This is a genomic window from Pantoea sp. B65 (assembly GCF_047308185.1).
Classification (GTDB): domain Bacteria; phylum Pseudomonadota; class Gammaproteobacteria; order Enterobacterales; family Enterobacteriaceae; genus Erwinia.
In genome coordinates, this window is the sequence record NZ_JAHXPU010000032.1 from 23,436 (window position 1) to 40,231 (window position 16,796).

The following is a 16,796-nucleotide window of genomic DNA, read 5'->3' on the forward strand; positions in this document are numbered from 1 at the left end:
GGCAAAAAATGAAACCTCGAAAAAAAGCATAAAATGCTTAAGGGATCACAATGCAGAACAGCGCGATGAAGCCCTGGCTGGACTCCTCCTGGCTGGCCGGCGCGAACCAGTCCTACATAGAGCAACTCTATGAGGATTTTCTAACCGATCCTGACTCTGTTGATGCTGCATGGCGTTCAATGTTCCAGCAGCTTCCTGGCACTGGGGTTAGACCTGAGCAATTTCACTCGGCAACGCGTGAGTATTTCCGTCGTCTGGCGAAAGACGCTTCGCGTTATACCTCCTCTGTGACTGACCCCGATACCAACACCAAGCAGGTTAAAGTTCTGCAGCTGATTAACGCCTTTCGTTTTCGCGGACATCAGCATGCAAACCTTGATCCGCTGGGGTTGTGGCAACAGGAATCGGTCCCGGATCTCGATCCTGCCTTTCACGAACTGAATGAAGCGGATTTCCAGGAGAGCTTTAACGTCGGCTCGTTTGCCATCGGTAAAGAGACCATGAAGCTCGCCGATCTCTACGCGGCACTCAAGCAGACCTATTGCGGCTCGATCGGCGCAGAGTATATGCACATCACCAATACTGAAGAGAAACGCTGGATCCAGCAGCGCATCGAATCAGTCGTCGGTCAGGCCAGTTTCACCGCGGAAGAGAAGTTAGGCTTTCTGAAACAGCTGACCGCTGCGGAAGGGCTGGAGCGCTACCTCGGGGCGAAATTCCCGGGCGCAAAACGCTTCTCACTGGAAGGGGGCGATGCCCTGGTGCCGATGCTTAACGAAATGATTCGTCATGCCGGTAAGAGCGGAACCCGTGAAGTGGTGATGGGGATGGCGCACCGTGGTCGCCTGAACGTCCTGATTAACGTGCTTGGTAAAAAGCCGCAGGATCTGTTCGACGAATTCTCCGGTATGCATAAAGAGACTCTCGGCACCGGTGACGTGAAGTACCATATGGGCTTCTCGTCCGACGTTGAAACCGAAGGCGGCATGGTGCATCTGGCGCTGGCGTTTAACCCGTCGCACCTGGAGATCGTTAGCCCGGTAGTGATGGGCTCGGTGCGCGCACGTCTTGATCGTCTCGATGAGCCAGGCAGTAATAAAGTGTTGCCGATCACCATCCACGGTGATGCGGCGGTAACCGGCCAGGGCGTGGTTCAGGAAACCCTGAACATGTCGCAGGCGCGCGGTTATGAAGTGGGCGGTACCGTGCGTATCGTGATCAATAACCAGGTCGGTTTTACCACTTCCAATCCGAAAGATGCCCGCTCGACCCAGTACTGCACCGATATCGGTAAAATGGTGCTGGCGCCGATTTTCCACGTTAATGCTGACGATCCTGAAGCGGTGGCGTTTGTTACCCGTCTGGCGTTGGATTTCCGTAACACCTTCAAACGTGACGTGTTTATCGATCTGGTTTGCTACCGTCGTCACGGTCATAACGAAGCTGATGAGCCAAGCGCCACCCAGCCGATTATGTACCAGAAGATCAAAAAGCACCCAACGCCACGCAAGTTGTATGCTGACACGCTGGAAGATGAAAAGATCGCCAGCCTGGAAGATGCCACGGAAATGGTCAACCTGTACCGCGATGCGCTCGATGCGGGCGAATGCGTGGTGCCAGAATGGCGTCCAATGAGCCTGCACTCCTTCACCTGGTCACCGTATCTGAATCATGACTGGGATGAAGCCTGGCCGGATACCATGGACCTGAAGCGTCTGCAGGAACTGGCTAAACGTATCAGTCAGGTGCCGGAAAGCGTCGAAATGCAGTCGCGCGTAGCGAAAATCTATAATGACCGTGCGGAAATGGCGGCGGGCAATAAGGCTTTCGACTGGGGCGCAGCGGAAAACCTGGCTTACGCCACGCTGGTGGATGAAGGCATTCCATGCCGTCTCTCCGGCGAGGATATGGGGCGCGGCACCTTCTTCCACCGTCATGCGGTGATCCATAACCAGACCAACGGCTCAACCTATACCCCGCTGCAGCATATTCATAACGGGCAGGGGGTGTTTAAAGTCTGGGACTCGGTGCTGTCAGAAGAAGCGGTACTGGCGTTTGAGTATGGCTACGCCACTGCCGAACCTCGTACCCTGACCATCTGGGAAGCGCAGTTTGGCGACTTCGCCAACGGCGCGCAGGTGGTTATCGACCAGTTTATCAGCTCGGGTGAACAGAAGTGGGGCCGGATGTGTGGCCTGGTGATGCTGCTGCCACATGGCTATGAAGGCCAGGGGCCGGAGCACTCTTCTGCACGACTGGAGCGCTATCTGCAACTTTGCGCCGAGCAGAATATGCAGGTTTGCGTGCCTTCGACACCGGCACAGGTTTATCACATGCTGCGCCGTCAGACGCTGCGCGGCATGCGCCGTCCGCTGATAGTGATGTCGCCGAAATCCCTGCTGCGTCATCCGCTGGCGACTTCCACGCTGGAAGAGCTGGCGTCCGGCGGCTTTAAACCGGCGATTGGCGAGATTGATAACCTTGATCCTCAAGGGGTTAAACGCGTCGTGCTTTGCTCTGGTAAGGTTTACTATGACCTGTTAGAGCAACGCCGTAAAAAAGAACAAACTGACGTTGCTATTGTGCGTATTGAGCAGCTGTATCCTTTCCCGCATAAAGCGGTACAGGAAGCTTTGCAGCCTTATGCTCACGTACATGATTTCGTCTGGTGTCAGGAAGAGCCGCTTAATCAGGGCGCCTGGTATTGCAGTCAGCATCACTTCCGCGAAGTTGTGCCTTTTGGGGCTTCATTACGTTACGCCGGTCGTCCAGCATCCGCTTCGCCGGCAGTTGGCTACATGTACGTTCACCAGAAACAGCAACAAGACCTGGTTAATGACGCGCTGAACGTTGATTAAATAAGGATAGATAATGAGTAGCGTAGATATTCTCGTTCCCGACTTGCCTGAATCCGTTGCCGATGCCTCCGTGGCTACCTGGCACAAAAAACCGGGCGACAGCGTCCAGCGCGATGAAGTGCTGGTTGAAATTGAAACGGATAAAGTGGTGCTGGAAGTTCCTGCTTCCGTCGATGGCATCCTGGAAGCCATTCTGGAAGATGAAGGTGCAACCGTAACTTCTCGTCAGGCGCTGGGCCGCCTGAAAGAGGGGAACAGCAACGGTAAAGAGACCTCAGCAAAATCTGACAGCAAAGAGGCCACTCCGGCGAAGCGTCATACCGCAGCGCTGGAAGAAGAGAGCAACGATGCTCTTAGTCCGGCGATCCGTCGCCTGATTGCCGAGCACGATCTTGATGCCGCGGCGATTAAAGGCAGCGGTGTCGGTGGCCGTATCACCCGTGAAGATGTTGAAAAGCATCTGGCAAACAGCAAACCGGCAGCGAAAAAAGTCGAAGCTAAACCTGAAGCGGCGCCAGCGCCAGCGCTGGCCGGCCGCAGTGAAAAACGTGTGCCAATGACACGCCTGCGTAAGCGTGTGGCTGAACGTTTGCTGGAAGCGAAAAACAGCACCGCCATGCTGACGACGTTTAATGAAGTGAACATGAAGCCAATTATGGATCTGCGCAAGCAGTATGGCGACGCGTTTGAAAAACGTCACGGTGTACGCCTCGGCTTTATGTCTTTCTACATCAAAGCGGTGGTTGAAGCGCTGAAACGCTACCCGGAAGTCAATGCGTCAATTGACGGTGAGGAAGTGGTTTACCACAACTATTTTGACGTCAGCATCGCGGTCTCCACCCCACGTGGCCTGGTGACGCCGGTACTGCGTGATGTCGATGCGTTGGGTATGGCGGATATCGAGAAGAAAATCAAAGAGCTGGCGGTGAAAGGTCGTGACGGTAAATTGACCGTTGAAGAACTGACCGGCGGTAACTTCACCATTACTAACGGTGGTGTTTTCGGTTCGCTGATGTCCACGCCAATTATCAACCCGCCGCAGAGCGCGATTCTTGGTATGCATGCGATTAAAGATCGCCCCATGGCGGTTAACGGCCAGGTTGCGATCCTGCCAATGATGTATCTGGCGCTCTCCTACGATCACCGTCTGATTGATGGTCGTGAATCCGTTGGCTATCTGGTGGCGGTGAAAGAGATGTTGGAAGATCCGGCACGCCTGCTGCTGGATGTATAACCTCGTCGGGCACGGCGTTAGCCGTGCCCAACCCTATGTGTGGCCGCATGTCCGGTTTGTCATCGCCTGAGAAGGGCAGGGTGGCAAACCGAATTCGGCCAAATCTTTTCAGATCTGAATGGATAGAACATCATGAACTTACACGAATACCAGGCGAAACAGCTGTTTGCACGGTATGGCCTGCCGGCACCCACCGGTTACGCCTGCACCACGCCACGTGAAGCGGAAGAAGCAGCGTCAAAAATCGGCGCCGGCCCGTGGGTGGTAAAATGTCAGGTTCATGCCGGTGGCCGTGGTAAAGCGGGCGGTGTGAAAGTGGTAAACAGTAAAGAAGATATCCGTGCTTTTGCTGAAAACTGGCTGGGCAAGCGCCTGGTAACCTACCAGACGGATGCCAATGGTCAGCCGGTAAACCAGATTCTGGTTGAGGCCGCCACCGATATCGATAAAGAACTGTACCTTGGCGCGGTGGTCGATCGTGGCAGCCGTCGCGTGGTGTTTATGGCGTCTACCGAAGGCGGCGTGGAAATTGAGAAAGTGGCGGAAGAGACCCCGCACCTGATCCACAAAATGGCACTGGATCCGTTAACCGGTCCGCAGCCTTACCAGGGCCGTGAACTGGCATTTAAGCTCGGGCTGACCGGTAAGCAGGTGAATCAGTTCACCAAGATCTTTATGGGTCTGGCGACACTGTTCCTCGAACGCGATCTGGCGCTGGTGGAGATTAACCCGCTGGTGATCACCAAACAGGGCGATCTGGTATGCCTCGATGGCAAACTGACTGCCGACGGCAACGCGCTGTTCCGCCAGCCGGAACTGCGTGAAATGCGCGATCCAAGCCAGGAAGACTCCCGTGAAGCGCACGCCGCGCAGTGGGAACTAAACTATGTGGCGCTGGAAGGCAATATCGGCTGCATGGTGAACGGCGCCGGTCTGGCCATGGGCACCATGGACATCGTGAAACTGAGCGGCGGCCAGCCAGCTAATTTCCTTGACGTGGGCGGTGGCGCAACTAAAGAGCGTGTAACCGAAGCGTTTAAAATCATCCTGTCCGATGATGCGGTGAAAGCGGTATTCGTCAACATTTTCGGCGGCATCGTCCGCTGCGACCTGATTGCTGATGGCATCATCGGCGCGGTGGCAGAAGTCGGTGTTAACGTACCGGTAGTGGTGCGTCTGGAAGGTAACAATGCCGAGCTGGGCGCCCAAAAACTGGCGGACAGTGGTCTGAATATTATTGCGGCAACCAGCCTCAGTGACGCGGCGCAGCGCGTTGTTGCTGCAGCGGAGGGTAAATAATGTCCATTTTGATCGACAAAAACACCAAAGTGATCTGCCAGGGCTTTACCGGCGGTCAGGGTACTTTCCACTCCGAGCAGGCGCTGGCTTATGGCACGCAGCTGGTTGGCGGTGTGACTCCGGGTAAAGGCGGCACCGAGCATCTTGGTCTGCCGGTATTTAATACCGTGCGTGAAGCGGTTGAGGCCACTGGCGCCACCGCTTCGGTGATTTACGTTCCGGCGCCGTTCTGCAAAGACGGTATTCTGGAAGCGATTGAAGCAGGTATCAAACTGGTTATCACCATTACCGAAGGTATTCCTACCCTTGATATGCTGACCATCAAAGTGAAGCTGGATGAAGCTGGCGTGCGCATGATCGGGCCAAACTGCCCGGGCGTGATCACCCCGGGCGAATGTAAAATTGGCATTATGCCCGGCCATATTCATAAACCAGGCCGTATCGGTATCGTTTCTCGCTCCGGCACCCTGACCTATGAAGCGGTTAAGCAGACTACGGATATTGGTTACGGCCAGTCCACCTGCGTTGGTATCGGCGGCGACCCGATCCCCGGCTCTAACTTTATCGATATCCTGAAACTGTTCCAGGACGATCCGCAGACGGAAGCGATCGTGATGATCGGTGAGATCGGCGGTAGCGCGGAAGAAGAAGCCGCGGCATTTATTAAACAACACGTGACCAAGCCGGTTGTCGGCTATATCGCGGGTGTCACCGCGCCGAAAGGCAAGCGTATGGGCCATGCCGGTGCGATTATCGCCGGTGGTAAAGGCACTGCAGACGAGAAGTTTGCTGCCCTTGAAGCCGCCGGTGTGAAAACCGTGCGCAGCCTTGCTGACATTGGTGATGCAGTGAAAGCAGTACTGCCAGCATAAGCATCGCCGCTAAGGCATTCGCGATACCGGGACCACCAATGTGACATTGGTGGTTTTTTTTTGTTCAGCGCCAGATTATTTTTGTGTTCGCACGGCATAACCGCTACCGGTACGCTATCCTTACTAACAAAAAGGTTAAATCCCTTCATCACTGGCGTGAAATATTTGTGAAATAATAAATCACCAGCATACAGAATCGAATAACCATGCCGATAACTATGCACAAAAGAATAAATTTATATCAGCAGAATGCTTTTAGCGTATTGCTACGCTAAAGTTAAAAAAATGACGGTTATTTTAATTTCCCTCCCGCATTTGATTACCAGAGAAGCGAATTTAGTTAACATCACTTTTACTTAGTACTATTTCTGCTGCCGTGGCATTAACACAGATCAAAAAAAGCGATGTTATATCAAGGTTTAGGGCTGGATAAATTCACGGTTTTTCGTTTAAATTGCGTTACATCAATTTCGTGGCTTGCATCCGTTTGGGCGAAATTGGATTTAACTACCAAAATTGGATAACTGTCACGTTAATAAAGATTTGTCCTTGTGCTAAAGCGGCGTATTATATTGATGTTTAATTTCGTAGTTATTTGACTTTATTATCCGCTGCTGTTGGTGCTGCCTGTCCGGGGCAAGGTACTGACGCAGTTTTACTGGATCAATATCATCCGTTTTTAAAGGGCACACGATGGTGATTAATGACTGCTGCTGGTCAGTTGTTGCGCCATTTGTCGGAGTTTTTCTGCGAGGAGCAAGGGGTCAAGATGTTTGATATCGTCGAACTGTCGCGCTTACAGTTTGCCCTGACTGCTATGTACCACTTCCTGTTCGTTCCGCTAACGCTGGGTATGGCGTTTTTGCTGGCGATTATGGAAACCGTGTATGTACTGTCAGGCAAGCAAATTTATAAAGATATGACCAAGTTCTGGGGCAAGTTATTTGCGATTAACTTTGCGCTGGGCGTGGCCACGGGCCTGACCATGGAGTTCCAGTTCGGAACCAACTGGTCATACTTTTCGCACTATGTCGGTGATATCTTCGGAGCACCGCTGGCTATCGAAGGATTGATGGCGTTCTTCCTCGAATCGACCTTCGTTGGCCTGTTCTTCTTCGGCTGGGATCGTCTCGGCAAAGTGCAGCATATGGCGGTGACCTGGCTGGTTGCGCTGGGTTCTAACCTCTCCGCGCTGTGGATTCTGGTCGCTAACGGCTGGATGCAGAACCCGATTGCCTCCGACTTTAACTTCGAAACCATGCGTATGGAGATGGTGAGCTTCTCCGAACTGGTGCTGAACCCGGTTGCTCAGGTGAAATTCGTTCACACTGTGGCTGCGGGCTATACCTGTGGCGCGATGTTTATTCTCGGTATCAGCTCTTACTATCTGCTGCGCGGACGCGATGTGGCTTTCGCCAAACGTTCGTTCGCGATTGCGGCCAGCTTCGGTATGGCGGCGATCCTCTCGGTTATCGTACTGGGTGATGAATCCGGTTATGAAATGGGCGACGTGCAGAAAACCAAACTGGCGGCGATTGAGGCGGAATGGGAAACCCAACCGGCTCCGGCGGCCTTTACGCTGTTTGGTATTCCTGACCAGGATACACAGCAGAACAACTACTCGATTCAGGTTCCTTACCTGCTTGGCCTGATTGCGACCCGTTCGATCGACAAGCCGGTCACCGGTCTAAAAGATCTGATGACGGAACATGAAGTGCGTATTCGCAACGGGATGAAAGCCTACCAGTTGCTGGAAGAGTTGCGCGCGGGCAATAGCGATCCGGCGGTGCGTGCTGAATTTGAACAGCATAAACAGGATCTGGGTTACGGTCTGTTGCTGAAACGCTATACGCCAAATGTCTCTGACGCTTCTGAAGCGCAGATCCAGCAGGCGACCAAAGATTCCATTCCACGCGTGGCGCCGCTCTACTTCGCCTTCCGTATTATGGTGGGCTGTGGCGTGCTGATGTTCCTGATTATCGGTCTCAGCTTCTGGAGCGTGATCCGAAACCGTATCGGTAAAAGTACCCTGCTGCTGAAAGTGGCGTTGTACGGTATTCCGTTGCCATGGATCGCTATCGAATCCGGCTGGTTTGTGGCGGAATATGGCCGTCAGCCATGGGCGATCGGTGAAGTGTTGCCGACTGCGGTAGCGAACTCTTCGTTAACCGCCGGCGATCTGCTGTTCTCTATGGGGCTGATTTGCGGTCTGTATACGCTGTTCCTGGTGGCGGAAATGTTCCTGATGTTCAAGTTTGCCCGCCTTGGCCCAAGCAGTCTGAAAACCGGGCGTTATCACTTCGAACAGTCAACGCTTTCGTCACAGCCGCTGCGCTAAACAGGAGTCGATAAATGTTAGATTACGAAGTATTGCGTTTTATCTGGTGGCTGCTAATCGGCATATTACTGATTGGCTTCGCCGTCACCGATGGTTTCGATATGGGCGTTGGTATGCTGTCACGCATCCTTGGCCGCAACGATACCGAACGCCGCATTATGATCAACTCCATTGCTCCGCACTGGGACGGTAACCAGGTGTGGCTGATCACCGCCGGTGGCGCATTGTTCGCCGCCTGGCCGATGGTGTATGCCGCTGCCTTTTCCGGCTTCTATGTGGCGATGATTCTGGTGCTGTCATCACTGTTCTTCCGTCCGGTCGGTTTTGACTACCGCTCGAAGATTGAAGATATGCGCTGGCGCGGCATGTGGGACTGGGGCATTTTCATCGGTAGCTTTGTGCCGCCGCTGGTGATTGGCGTGGCGTTCGGTAACCTGTTACAGGGCGTGCCTTTCCATGCTGATGAATATCTGCGCCTGTTCTACACCGGTAACTTCTTCCAGCTGCTGAACCCGTTTGGCCTGCTGGCGGGGGTGGTCAGCCTGACGATGATCCTTGCTCAGGGCGCAACCTATCTGCAGATGCGTACCAGCGGCGAGCTCCATGTGCGTGCCCGCGTCGCCGCGCAGCTTGCCGCGCTGGTAATGATGATTACCTTCGCTCTGGCCGGTGTCTGGGTAATGTATGGCATCGATGGCTATGTGGTGACTTCAGTGCTGAATCATGCGGCGCCGTCTAATCCGCTGACCAAAGAAGTGGCTCGCCAGGCAGGCGCCTGGATGATCAACTTTAATAAAGCGCCGATTCTGTGGCTGATCCCGGCCCTGGGTGTGGTGCTGCCGTTGCTGACCATCCTCTGCTCGCGTATGGAGAAAGGCGCCTGGGCATTTGTCTTCTCTTCACTGACGCTGGCTTGCGTGATCCTGACAGCGGGGGTGGCGATGTTCCCGTTCATTATGCCATCCAGCACCGTACCGGGCGCCAGTCTGACCATGTGGGATGCAACCTCCAGTCTGCTGACGCTGAAGCTGATGACGTTTGTGGCGATAGTCTTTGTGCCCATCGTCCTGGCGTATACCTGCTGGTGTTACTACAAAATGTTCGGTCGTATTACCAAAGAGCAGATCGAAAACAACACCCACTCTCTCTATTAATTAAAGGAGCAGAACGATGTGGTATTTTGCCTGGATTCTCGGCACCTTGCTGGCCTGCTCATTTGGCGTGATGACGGCGCTGGCGCTTGAGCATGTGGAAGAAAACGCGTCCAAAGAGCAGAAGTAATGGCTGCACTGATTGCGCGATTGTATGCGCTAATGGATAAGAGCCCGTTAAGGGCTCTTTCTTTGATACTGGCGCTGGTGCTGGCGGGGTGCATGTTCTGGGAACCGTCACGTTTTGCCGCGAAAACCGGGCCGTTAACTATCTGGCAGGGTTTGCTGATGATGTGGGCGGTCTGTACCGGTGTGATTCATGGCGTCGGTTTCCGTCCGCGTTTGCTGCGCTGGCAGGCGCTATTCTCCCCGTTACCGGCGCAGATTGTGCTGTTGCTGGGGGTCGGGTTCTTCTTTCTCTGACACTGCTCCTTCCGACTGACCCGGGCATCCGTGTGGTAGAAGAGCCATTAATGGCTCCCGTCCCGATGGCGGCAGCAGTGCCAGCCATTGATACGGGCGGAATGTCTGGAATATTGTAGGGGCGCCATTAATGGCGCCCGTCACATTTATGGCTGCCGTGTGGCATAAGACAGCGTACGACTATCTGAAACCCTGTCGCTACCGTCCTCAACGTCCCATGGCTGCCGCATCTTCAGCACTTTCTCGCCTGGATATTCCGCTGCTTATAACCATCGGGCATTTAGCCATGGTCTGCTAAGTAGATTTATCTCTGTTTTTGTGAGGATTTGTCTAAGATTCATCCCGAAAATCTAACCAGCTGTTTCCTTCCGACAATTATTTGCTTTCCCCCCTGACTAGCCATTCCCAACGCCATTTCTTCTGCGTATAGTAGCAACGTCAAAAAGCATTACCGGGATGTAGAGTGAGTACAACGCTGTTTCGATGGCCGGTACGCGTCTATTACGAAGACACGGATGCCGGTGGCGTGGTTTACCATGCCAGCTATGTGGCTTTCTATGAACGAGCACGGACTGAAATGTTGCGCCAGCACCATTTTAATCAACAGGCGCTGCTGGAACAGCAGATCGCTTTTGTCGTGCGTCGAATCACAGTCGACTATCTTGCCGCTGCACGCCTTGATGATTTGCTTGAAGTGCAAAGCGAGGTTGTGTCTATGCGCAGAACGACGATGACATTCGCGCAACGTATCGTTAATGCAGAAGGCAAGGTTCTTAATGAAGCAGAAGTCCTGATCGCCTGCATCAACCCACATCTAATGAAGCCGATAGCGCTTCCCAAGTCTATTGTCGCGGAGTTCAAGCAGTGACTGACATGAACATTCTTGATTTGTTCCTGAAGGCGAGCCTTCTGGTCAAACTTATCATGTTGATTTTGATCGGGTTTTCTATTGCCTCATGGGCAATTATTATCCAGCGTACCCGTATTCTGAATGCCGCAGGTCGTGATGCCGAAGCCTTTGAAGATAAATTTTGGTCGGGGATCGAGCTTTCCCGCCTTTATCAGGAGAGCCAGGCACGTCGTGATGAACTCGGTGGCTCTGAGCAGATTTTCTATGCCGGTTTTAAAGAGTTTGCGCGCCTGCATCGGGCTAACAACCACGCACCGGAAGCGGTGGTCGAAGGCGCCAGCCGTGCAATGCGTATTTCGATGAACCGTGAGCTGGAAACGCTGGAAAACCATATTCCTTTCCTTGGCACCGTGGCTTCCATCAGCCCGTATATCGGTCTGTTTGGTACAGTGTGGGGGATCATGCACGCCTTTATCGCGCTGGGTGCGGTGAAGCAGGCGACGTTACAGATGGTTGCTCCAGGTATTGCCGAAGCGCTGATCGCCACCGCGATCGGTCTGTTTGCCGCTATTCCGGCAGTGATGGCGTATAACCGCCTGAGCCTGCGTGTGACTAAGCTGGAACAGAACTACGACAACTTTACCGAAGAGTTCACGGCTATCCTGCATCGTCAGGCGTTCTCCAGCGATAGTAGCAAGTAATCGGAGGTTACGCATGGCCAGAACGCGTGGTCGTCGCGCTCGTCGCGACCTCAAATCTGAGATTAATATTGTTCCGCTGCTGGACGTGTTGCTGGTACTGCTGCTGATTTTTATGGCGACAGCACCCATCATTACGCAGAGCGTGGAAGTTGATCTGCCGGATGCGACAGATTCAAAAACGGTTTCCAGCGATGATAATCCACCGGTAATCGTTGAAGTCTCTGGTGTCGGGCAGTATAGCCTGGTGGTCGATCATGACCGTATGAGCCAACTGCCGCCGGAGCAGGTGGTAGCTGAAGCGCAGCGTCGGCTTGAAGCGAACCCGAAAACGGTGTTCCTGATTGGCGGTGCGAAAGAGGTGCCATATGACGAGATCATCAAAGCGCTGAATTTGCTGCACCAGGCGGGCGTTAAGTCCGTTGGTTTGATGACGCAGCCGATCTAATTAATTCGAACCGTTTTTTGGGAACCGAGAGTGTCGAAGGCAACCGAGCAGAACGATAAGTTAAAGCGCGCGATTATCATTTCAGTGATACTGCACATCATGCTGATTGCAGTGCTGATTTGGAGCTCGTTTAACGAAAATATCGACGCCAGCGCTGGCGGCGGCGGTGGCGATATAGATGCTGTCATGGTCGATCCTGGTGCGGTAGTGGAACAGTACAATCGTCAGCAGAATCAGCAGAGCGACAGTAAACGTGCTGAACAGCAGCGTAAAAAACAGGCTGAGCAGCAGGCCGAAGAGCTGCAGCAAAAACAGGCGGCGGAGCAGCAGCGTCTGAAAGAGCTGGAGAAAGAACGTCTGCAGGCCCAGGAAGAGGCGAAGCAACAGGCGAAGGAACAGGCCGAACAGCAGAAACAAGCGCAGGATGCGGCGAAGCAGGCGCAGGAGCAGCAGAAACAGGCGGAAGCGGCGGCGGCCAAGGCGAAAGCCGATGCTAAAGCAGAAGCGGATGCTCAGGCGAAAGCCGCTGCCGATGCGAAGAAAAAAGCCGAAGAAGAAGTGAAAAAAGCCGCTGCGGACGCGAAGAAAAAAGCGGAAGAGCAGGCGAAAGAGGCGGCAGCGAAAGAGGCCGCGGCGGCAGCTGAAGCGGCGAAAGCCAAAGCAGCGGCTGATGCGAAAGCGAAAGCCACCGCCGAGGCCAAAGCGAAGGCTGCAGCCGAGGCGAAAGAAGCCGCAGCGCAGGAAGCGAAAGAAGCTCAGGAAGCGAAGGAAGCCGCCGCTGAAGAGGCGAAAAGCAAAGCCGCCGCCGCCGCCAAAGCAAAAGCTGATGCCGCCGCGAAAGCTAAAGCCGCAGCGGATGCGAAGAAAAAGGCCGCTGCGGAAGCCGCGCAGGATTCCAGTGATGTCAGTGATTTACTCGGCGGCCTGACTTCAGGTAAAAATGCACCGAAAGAGGGTAAAGCCGGCGGTGCGGCAGCAGGGCAGGGGAACCAGAAAAAAGCGGGTGCTTCTGGCGCCGCAGTCGATAGCTACGCTGGACAAATTCAGGCGGCTATTCAGAGTAAGTTTTATGACTGGGAATCCTTTAAAGGGAAAACCTGTACACTGCGCATAAAACTCGCTCCGGATGGGTTATTGATAGATGTTAAGTCGGAGGGTGGTGATCCGGCGCTTTGCCAGGCGGCACTGGTTGCCGCTAAACAGGCGCGTATTCCTAAGCCACCAAGCCAGGCTGTTTATGAAGCTTTGAAGAACGCACCACTGGACTTCAAGCCGCAATAATTCAGTAACAATCGGCATGTTGAACTCTATGGTACATGCCGTATTCTAATTGCTTTGCATTATTGGTTCGTTGTAACACTGCTAATTATCGTGGACCACGGGTTCAGATAAGGGAGAAAAGATGAAGCAGGCACTGCGTGTAGCGTTAAGCTTTTTATTTCTGTGGGCAGCCATGCTGCATGCGGAAGTTCGTATTGAGATTACTCAGGGTGTTAACACCGCGCGTCCAATCGGCGTTGTGCCGTTCAAATGGGATGGCCCGGGTGCAGCGCCTGAAGACGTTGGCGGCATTGTTGCAGCTGACTTGCGTAACAGTGGTAAATTTAACCCACTGGATCGCGCACGTCTGCCACAGCAGCCGGCTTCTGCTGCCGAAGTTCAGCCAGCCGCATGGAGCGCGCTGGGTATTGATGCGGTGGTTGTCGGTCAGGTACAGCCTGGTGCGGATGGCAGCTACACGGTCTCTTACCAGTTAGTCGATACTGCCGGTTCACCAGGTACCGTTCTGGCGCAAAATTCGTTTAAAGTGACCAAACAGTGGCTGCGTTATGCGGCGCACACCGCCAGTGACGAAGCTTTTGAAAAGCTGTCCGGCATTAAAGGCGCGTTCCGTACCCGTATCGCCTATGTGGTGCAGACCAACGGTGGTCAGTTCCCATATGAATTGCGCGTCTCTGACTACGATGGCTACAATCAGTTTGTGGTTCACCGCTCACCAGAGCCACTAATGTCACCCGCCTGGTCGCCAGATGGTAGTAAAGTGGCATACGTGACCTTTGAGAGCGGTCGTTCAGCGCTGGTGATCCAGACGCTGGCTAACGGCGCGATCAGACAAGTGGCGTCATTCCCGCGTCACAACGGTGCGCCGGCATTCTCACCGGATGGCAGCAAACTGGCGTTTGCCCTGTCGAAAACCGGTAGTCTGAATATTTATGTGATGGATGTTGGCTCGGGTCAAATCCGTCAGGTGACCGATGGTCGCAGCAATAATACTGAGCCGACCTGGTTCCCGGATAGCCAGAATCTGGCCTATACCTCGGATCAGGCAGGTCGTCCTCAGATCTATAAAGTGAATGCAAACGGCGGCGCGCCACAACGTCTGACCTGGGAAGGTTCCCAGAATCAGGACTCCGATGTCAGCGCCGACGGTAAATCTTTGGTGATGGTTAGCACCAATGGCGGTGCGCAACATATCGCCAGACAGGATCTGGAAACGGGAGCCGTTCAACAATTAACGGACACGTTCCTGGATGAAACGCCAAGTCTCGCACCTAACGGCACAATGGTTATCTACAGCTCTACTCAGGGTATGGGTTCCGTGTTGCAGTTAGTTTCGACGGACGGGCGTTTCAAAGCGCGTCTTCCGGCAACTGATGGACAGGTCAAATTTCCTGCCTGGTCGCCGTATCTGTGATGCATGTGTAAATATGTATAGCAAACAATAATAGGATTTTAGAAATGCAACTGAACAAAGTGCTAAAAGGTTTACTGCTGGCACTGCCAGTGATCGCAGTGGCTGCATGTAGCTCACACAAGAACAACAACAATGACCAGACTGGTATGGGTGCTGACTCTAACAGCGGCATGAACAGCGGTAACATGTCTTCTGAAGAGCAGGCACGTCTGCAGATGCAAGAACTGCAGAAAAACAACATTGTTTACTTCGATCTGGACAAATACGACATCCGTTCTGACTTCGCTCAGATGTTGGATCAGCACGCAGCATTCCTGCGCAGCAACCCGTCTTACAAAGTCACCGTAGAAGGTCATGCGGATGAACGCGGTACACCTGAGTACAACATCTCCCTGGGCGAGCGTCGTGCTAACTCAGTGAAAATGTACCTGCAGGGTAAAGGCGTTTCTGCTGATCAGATCTCTATCGTTTCTTACGGTAAAGAGAAACCAGCTGTACTGGGTCATGACGAAGCGGCTTATGCCAAAAACCGTCGTGCCGTACTGGTATACTAAGAGAATCACATGATTAGTAGCTTCAGAACTCACCTGTTGAGTCTGTCGTTACTGGTTGGCGTAGCGGCCCCCTGGGCCGCTAATGCCCAGGCGTCAATCAGTAGCGTTGGCTCTGGCTCGGTAGAAGACCGCGTCACTACTCTTGAGCGTATTTCTAATGCTCAGGGACAACTCCTTCAACAACTTCAGCAGCAACTCAGCGACAGTCAGCGTGATATCGACGCCTTACGCGGACAGATTCAGGAAAATACCTACCAGTTGAATCAGGTCGTCGAGCGGCAAAAACAGATCTATCAGCAAATCGACAGTCTTGGCGCTAAGGGCGCATCAGGTGGTGATGCTGCGGCCGCAGGCGCGGGCGCTGGCGCAGCGACTGATGCCGCTTCTGGCGCAGCTGACAGCGGCGCTGCTGCTGCGCCAGCACAAAGCGGTGATGCCAACACGGATTACAATGCGGCGACGGCGCTGGTTCTGGAAAAGAAGCAGTACGATCAGGCGATTGCCGCCTTTCAGGCATTTGTCAAAAAGTATCCGGACTCGACTTACCAACCGAACGCCAATTACTGGCTCGGTCAGTTGAATTACAACAAGGGTAAGAAAGATGACGCCGCATACTATTTCGCCACTGTGGTGAAAAATTACCCGAAGTCACCAAAAAGCCCGGAAGCGCTATATAAGGTCGGGGTGATCATGCAGGATAAAGGCGATACGGCAAAAGCCAAAGCGGTGTATCAGCAGGTAGCAAAACTCTACCCCAATACCGAAGCGGCAAAGCTGGCGCAAAAACGCGCAGCAGGGCTGTAACAGACGCGGTTTGACCAGATATCGTGTGATTTCTGGTCTTGCCGCGTGAAAGGTAAGCAGTTGAACCACTTATTGGTAAATAGTGGTTGCGCTGAAAATTCAAATCAGTAATATATGCCGCCGTTGACAGGGCATTAGTGAAAGCGTCCTGACAGCCAAAAAGTGGGTCGTTAGCTCAGTTGGTAGAGCAGTTGACTTTTAATCAATTGGTCGCAGGTTCGAATCCTGCACGACCCACCACTCTTAAGACGTGCCAGATGTTAAATCGTAAAGGATAAGAACCGTAAAGGTTCGGGTCGAGCGAAAGCGCGACAACGTTGCCAGCGGCAACGGCCCGAAGGGCGAGGCCAGAGGCCGAGTCATCCTGCACGACCCACCACGTCGAAGAAGAAAAAGTTTTAAGCCGCACAGCGGGTCGTTAGCTCAGTTGGTAGAGCAGTTGACTTTTAATCAATTGGTCGCAGGTTCGAATCCTGCACGACCCACCACGACTAAAGCAGTGCTGAGTGTTAAATCGTGAAGGATGAGAACCGTAAAGGTTCGGGTCGAGCGAAAGCGAGACAACGTTGCCA

15 protein-coding genes, 2 tRNA genes and 1 other RNA gene are annotated in these 16,796 nt (G+C 53.5%); all 18 read left to right on the forward strand.

Annotated features, from left to right (window positions below):
- Nucleotides 1–50: 50 nt before the first annotated feature.
- The 18 genes from sucA (at nucleotide 51) to JWF83_RS13610 (ending at nucleotide 16,712) form a co-directional block, all read left to right on the forward strand.
- Nucleotides 51–2,858, forward strand: coding sequence for a 2-oxoglutarate dehydrogenase E1 component (gene sucA / locus JWF83_RS13525; protein ID WP_413650785.1), 2,808 nt, complete (start codon nucleotides 51–53; stop codon nucleotides 2,856–2,858).
- A gap of 13 nt (nucleotides 2,859–2,871) precedes the next feature.
- Complete coding sequence (odhB, locus tag JWF83_RS13530; RefSeq protein ID WP_413650786.1) at nucleotides 2,872–4,092, forward strand: 2-oxoglutarate dehydrogenase complex dihydrolipoyllysine-residue succinyltransferase; 1,221 nt, start codon at nucleotides 2,872–2,874, stop codon at nucleotides 4,090–4,092.
- Nucleotides 4,093–4,224: 132 nt separating this feature from the next.
- Nucleotides 4,225–5,391, forward strand: a complete 1,167-nt coding sequence (sucC, locus tag JWF83_RS13535; protein ID WP_413650787.1) for an ADP-forming succinate--CoA ligase subunit beta — start codon at nucleotides 4,225–4,227, stop codon at nucleotides 5,389–5,391.
- Entirely contained in the window at nucleotides 5,391–6,263 is an 873-nt protein-coding gene (gene sucD / locus JWF83_RS13540) for a succinate--CoA ligase subunit alpha (RefSeq protein WP_413650788.1), read from the forward strand. Before sucC ends, sucD begins: the two co-directional genes overlap by 1 nt.
- A gap of 769 nt (nucleotides 6,264–7,032) precedes the next feature.
- Complete coding sequence (gene cydA, locus JWF83_RS13545) at nucleotides 7,033–8,601, forward strand: cytochrome ubiquinol oxidase subunit I (RefSeq protein WP_413650790.1); 1,569 nt, start codon at nucleotides 7,033–7,035, stop codon at nucleotides 8,599–8,601.
- Between the two features lie 14 nt (nucleotides 8,602–8,615).
- Entirely contained in the window at nucleotides 8,616–9,755 is a 1,140-nt protein-coding gene (gene cydB / locus JWF83_RS13550) for a cytochrome d ubiquinol oxidase subunit II (RefSeq protein WP_413650791.1), read from the forward strand.
- A gap of 16 nt (nucleotides 9,756–9,771) precedes the next feature.
- Nucleotides 9,772–9,882 carry a cytochrome bd-I oxidase subunit CydX gene (gene cydX, locus JWF83_RS13555; RefSeq protein WP_413650793.1) on the forward strand — a complete coding sequence of 37 codons (111 nt, stop codon included), beginning with the start codon at nucleotides 9,772–9,774 and terminating at the stop codon, nucleotides 9,880–9,882.
- On the forward strand, nucleotides 9,882–10,175 hold the full coding sequence (gene ybgE, locus JWF83_RS13560) for a cyd operon protein YbgE (RefSeq protein ID WP_413650795.1): 294 nt from the start codon (nucleotides 9,882–9,884) through the stop codon (nucleotides 10,173–10,175). Before cydX ends, ybgE begins: the two co-directional genes overlap by 1 nt.
- A 463-nt stretch (nucleotides 10,176–10,638) precedes the next feature.
- A complete protein-coding gene (gene ybgC / locus JWF83_RS13565) occupies nucleotides 10,639–11,043 on the forward strand; it encodes a tol-pal system-associated acyl-CoA thioesterase (protein ID WP_413650797.1) in 405 nt (134 codons plus the stop codon).
- Nucleotides 11,044–11,048: 5 nt separating this feature from the next.
- Nucleotides 11,049–11,726, forward strand: coding sequence for a Tol-Pal system protein TolQ (gene tolQ / locus JWF83_RS13570; RefSeq protein ID WP_413650810.1), 678 nt, complete (start codon nucleotides 11,049–11,051; stop codon nucleotides 11,724–11,726).
- Nucleotides 11,727–11,739: 13 nt separating this feature from the next.
- Nucleotides 11,740–12,171, forward strand: a complete 432-nt coding sequence (gene tolR / locus JWF83_RS13575; RefSeq protein ID WP_413650798.1) for a colicin uptake protein TolR — start codon at nucleotides 11,740–11,742, stop codon at nucleotides 12,169–12,171.
- 30 nt (nucleotides 12,172–12,201) lie between these two features.
- Nucleotides 12,202–13,452, forward strand: a complete 1,251-nt coding sequence (gene tolA, locus JWF83_RS13580; RefSeq protein WP_413650800.1) for a cell envelope integrity protein TolA — start codon at nucleotides 12,202–12,204, stop codon at nucleotides 13,450–13,452.
- Between the two features lie 121 nt (nucleotides 13,453–13,573).
- Nucleotides 13,574–14,866, forward strand: a complete 1,293-nt coding sequence (gene tolB / locus JWF83_RS13585; RefSeq protein WP_413650802.1) for a Tol-Pal system beta propeller repeat protein TolB — start codon at nucleotides 13,574–13,576, stop codon at nucleotides 14,864–14,866.
- A 44-nt stretch (nucleotides 14,867–14,910) separates the two neighbouring features.
- Nucleotides 14,911–15,420, forward strand: a complete 510-nt coding sequence (pal, locus tag JWF83_RS13590) for a peptidoglycan-associated lipoprotein Pal (protein WP_413650804.1) — start codon at nucleotides 14,911–14,913, stop codon at nucleotides 15,418–15,420.
- Between the two features lie 9 nt (nucleotides 15,421–15,429).
- On the forward strand, nucleotides 15,430–16,224 hold the full coding sequence (gene cpoB, locus JWF83_RS13595; protein ID WP_413650806.1) for a cell division protein CpoB: 795 nt from the start codon (nucleotides 15,430–15,432) through the stop codon (nucleotides 16,222–16,224).
- A gap of 164 nt (nucleotides 16,225–16,388) precedes the next feature.
- Nucleotides 16,389–16,464, forward strand: a tRNA-Lys gene (locus JWF83_RS13600).
- 13 nt (nucleotides 16,465–16,477) lie between these two features.
- Nucleotides 16,478–16,603, forward strand: a non-coding RNA gene (locus JWF83_RS13605) — RtT sRNA.
- Between the two features lie 33 nt (nucleotides 16,604–16,636).
- Nucleotides 16,637–16,712, forward strand: a tRNA-Lys gene (locus JWF83_RS13610).
- The last annotated feature ends 84 nt before the right edge of the window (nucleotides 16,713–16,796 follow it).

Coding starts and splice junctions, on each gene's coding strand:
- sucA (WP_413650785.1), top strand. CDS start 51: ATGCAGAACAGCGCGATGAAGCCCTGGCTGGACTCCTCCTGGCTGGCC.
- odhB (WP_413650786.1), top strand. CDS start 2,872: ATGAGTAGCGTAGATATTCTCGTTCCCGACTTGCCTGAATCCGTTGCC.
- sucC (WP_413650787.1), top strand. CDS start 4,225: ATGAACTTACACGAATACCAGGCGAAACAGCTGTTTGCACGGTATGGC.
- sucD (WP_413650788.1), top strand. CDS start 5,391: ATGTCCATTTTGATCGACAAAAACACCAAAGTGATCTGCCAGGGCTTT.
- cydA (WP_413650790.1), top strand. CDS start 7,033: ATGTTTGATATCGTCGAACTGTCGCGCTTACAGTTTGCCCTGACTGCT.
- cydB (WP_413650791.1), top strand. CDS start 8,616: ATGTTAGATTACGAAGTATTGCGTTTTATCTGGTGGCTGCTAATCGGC.
- cydX (WP_413650793.1), top strand. CDS start 9,772: ATGTGGTATTTTGCCTGGATTCTCGGCACCTTGCTGGCCTGCTCATTT.
- ybgE (WP_413650795.1), top strand. CDS start 9,882: ATGGCTGCACTGATTGCGCGATTGTATGCGCTAATGGATAAGAGCCCG.
- tolQ (WP_413650810.1), top strand. CDS start 11,049: ATGAACATTCTTGATTTGTTCCTGAAGGCGAGCCTTCTGGTCAAACTT.
- tolR (WP_413650798.1), top strand. CDS start 11,740: ATGGCCAGAACGCGTGGTCGTCGCGCTCGTCGCGACCTCAAATCTGAG.
- tolB (WP_413650802.1), top strand. CDS start 13,574: ATGAAGCAGGCACTGCGTGTAGCGTTAAGCTTTTTATTTCTGTGGGCA.
- pal (WP_413650804.1), top strand. CDS start 14,911: ATGCAACTGAACAAAGTGCTAAAAGGTTTACTGCTGGCACTGCCAGTG.
- cpoB (WP_413650806.1), top strand. CDS start 15,430: ATGATTAGTAGCTTCAGAACTCACCTGTTGAGTCTGTCGTTACTGGTT.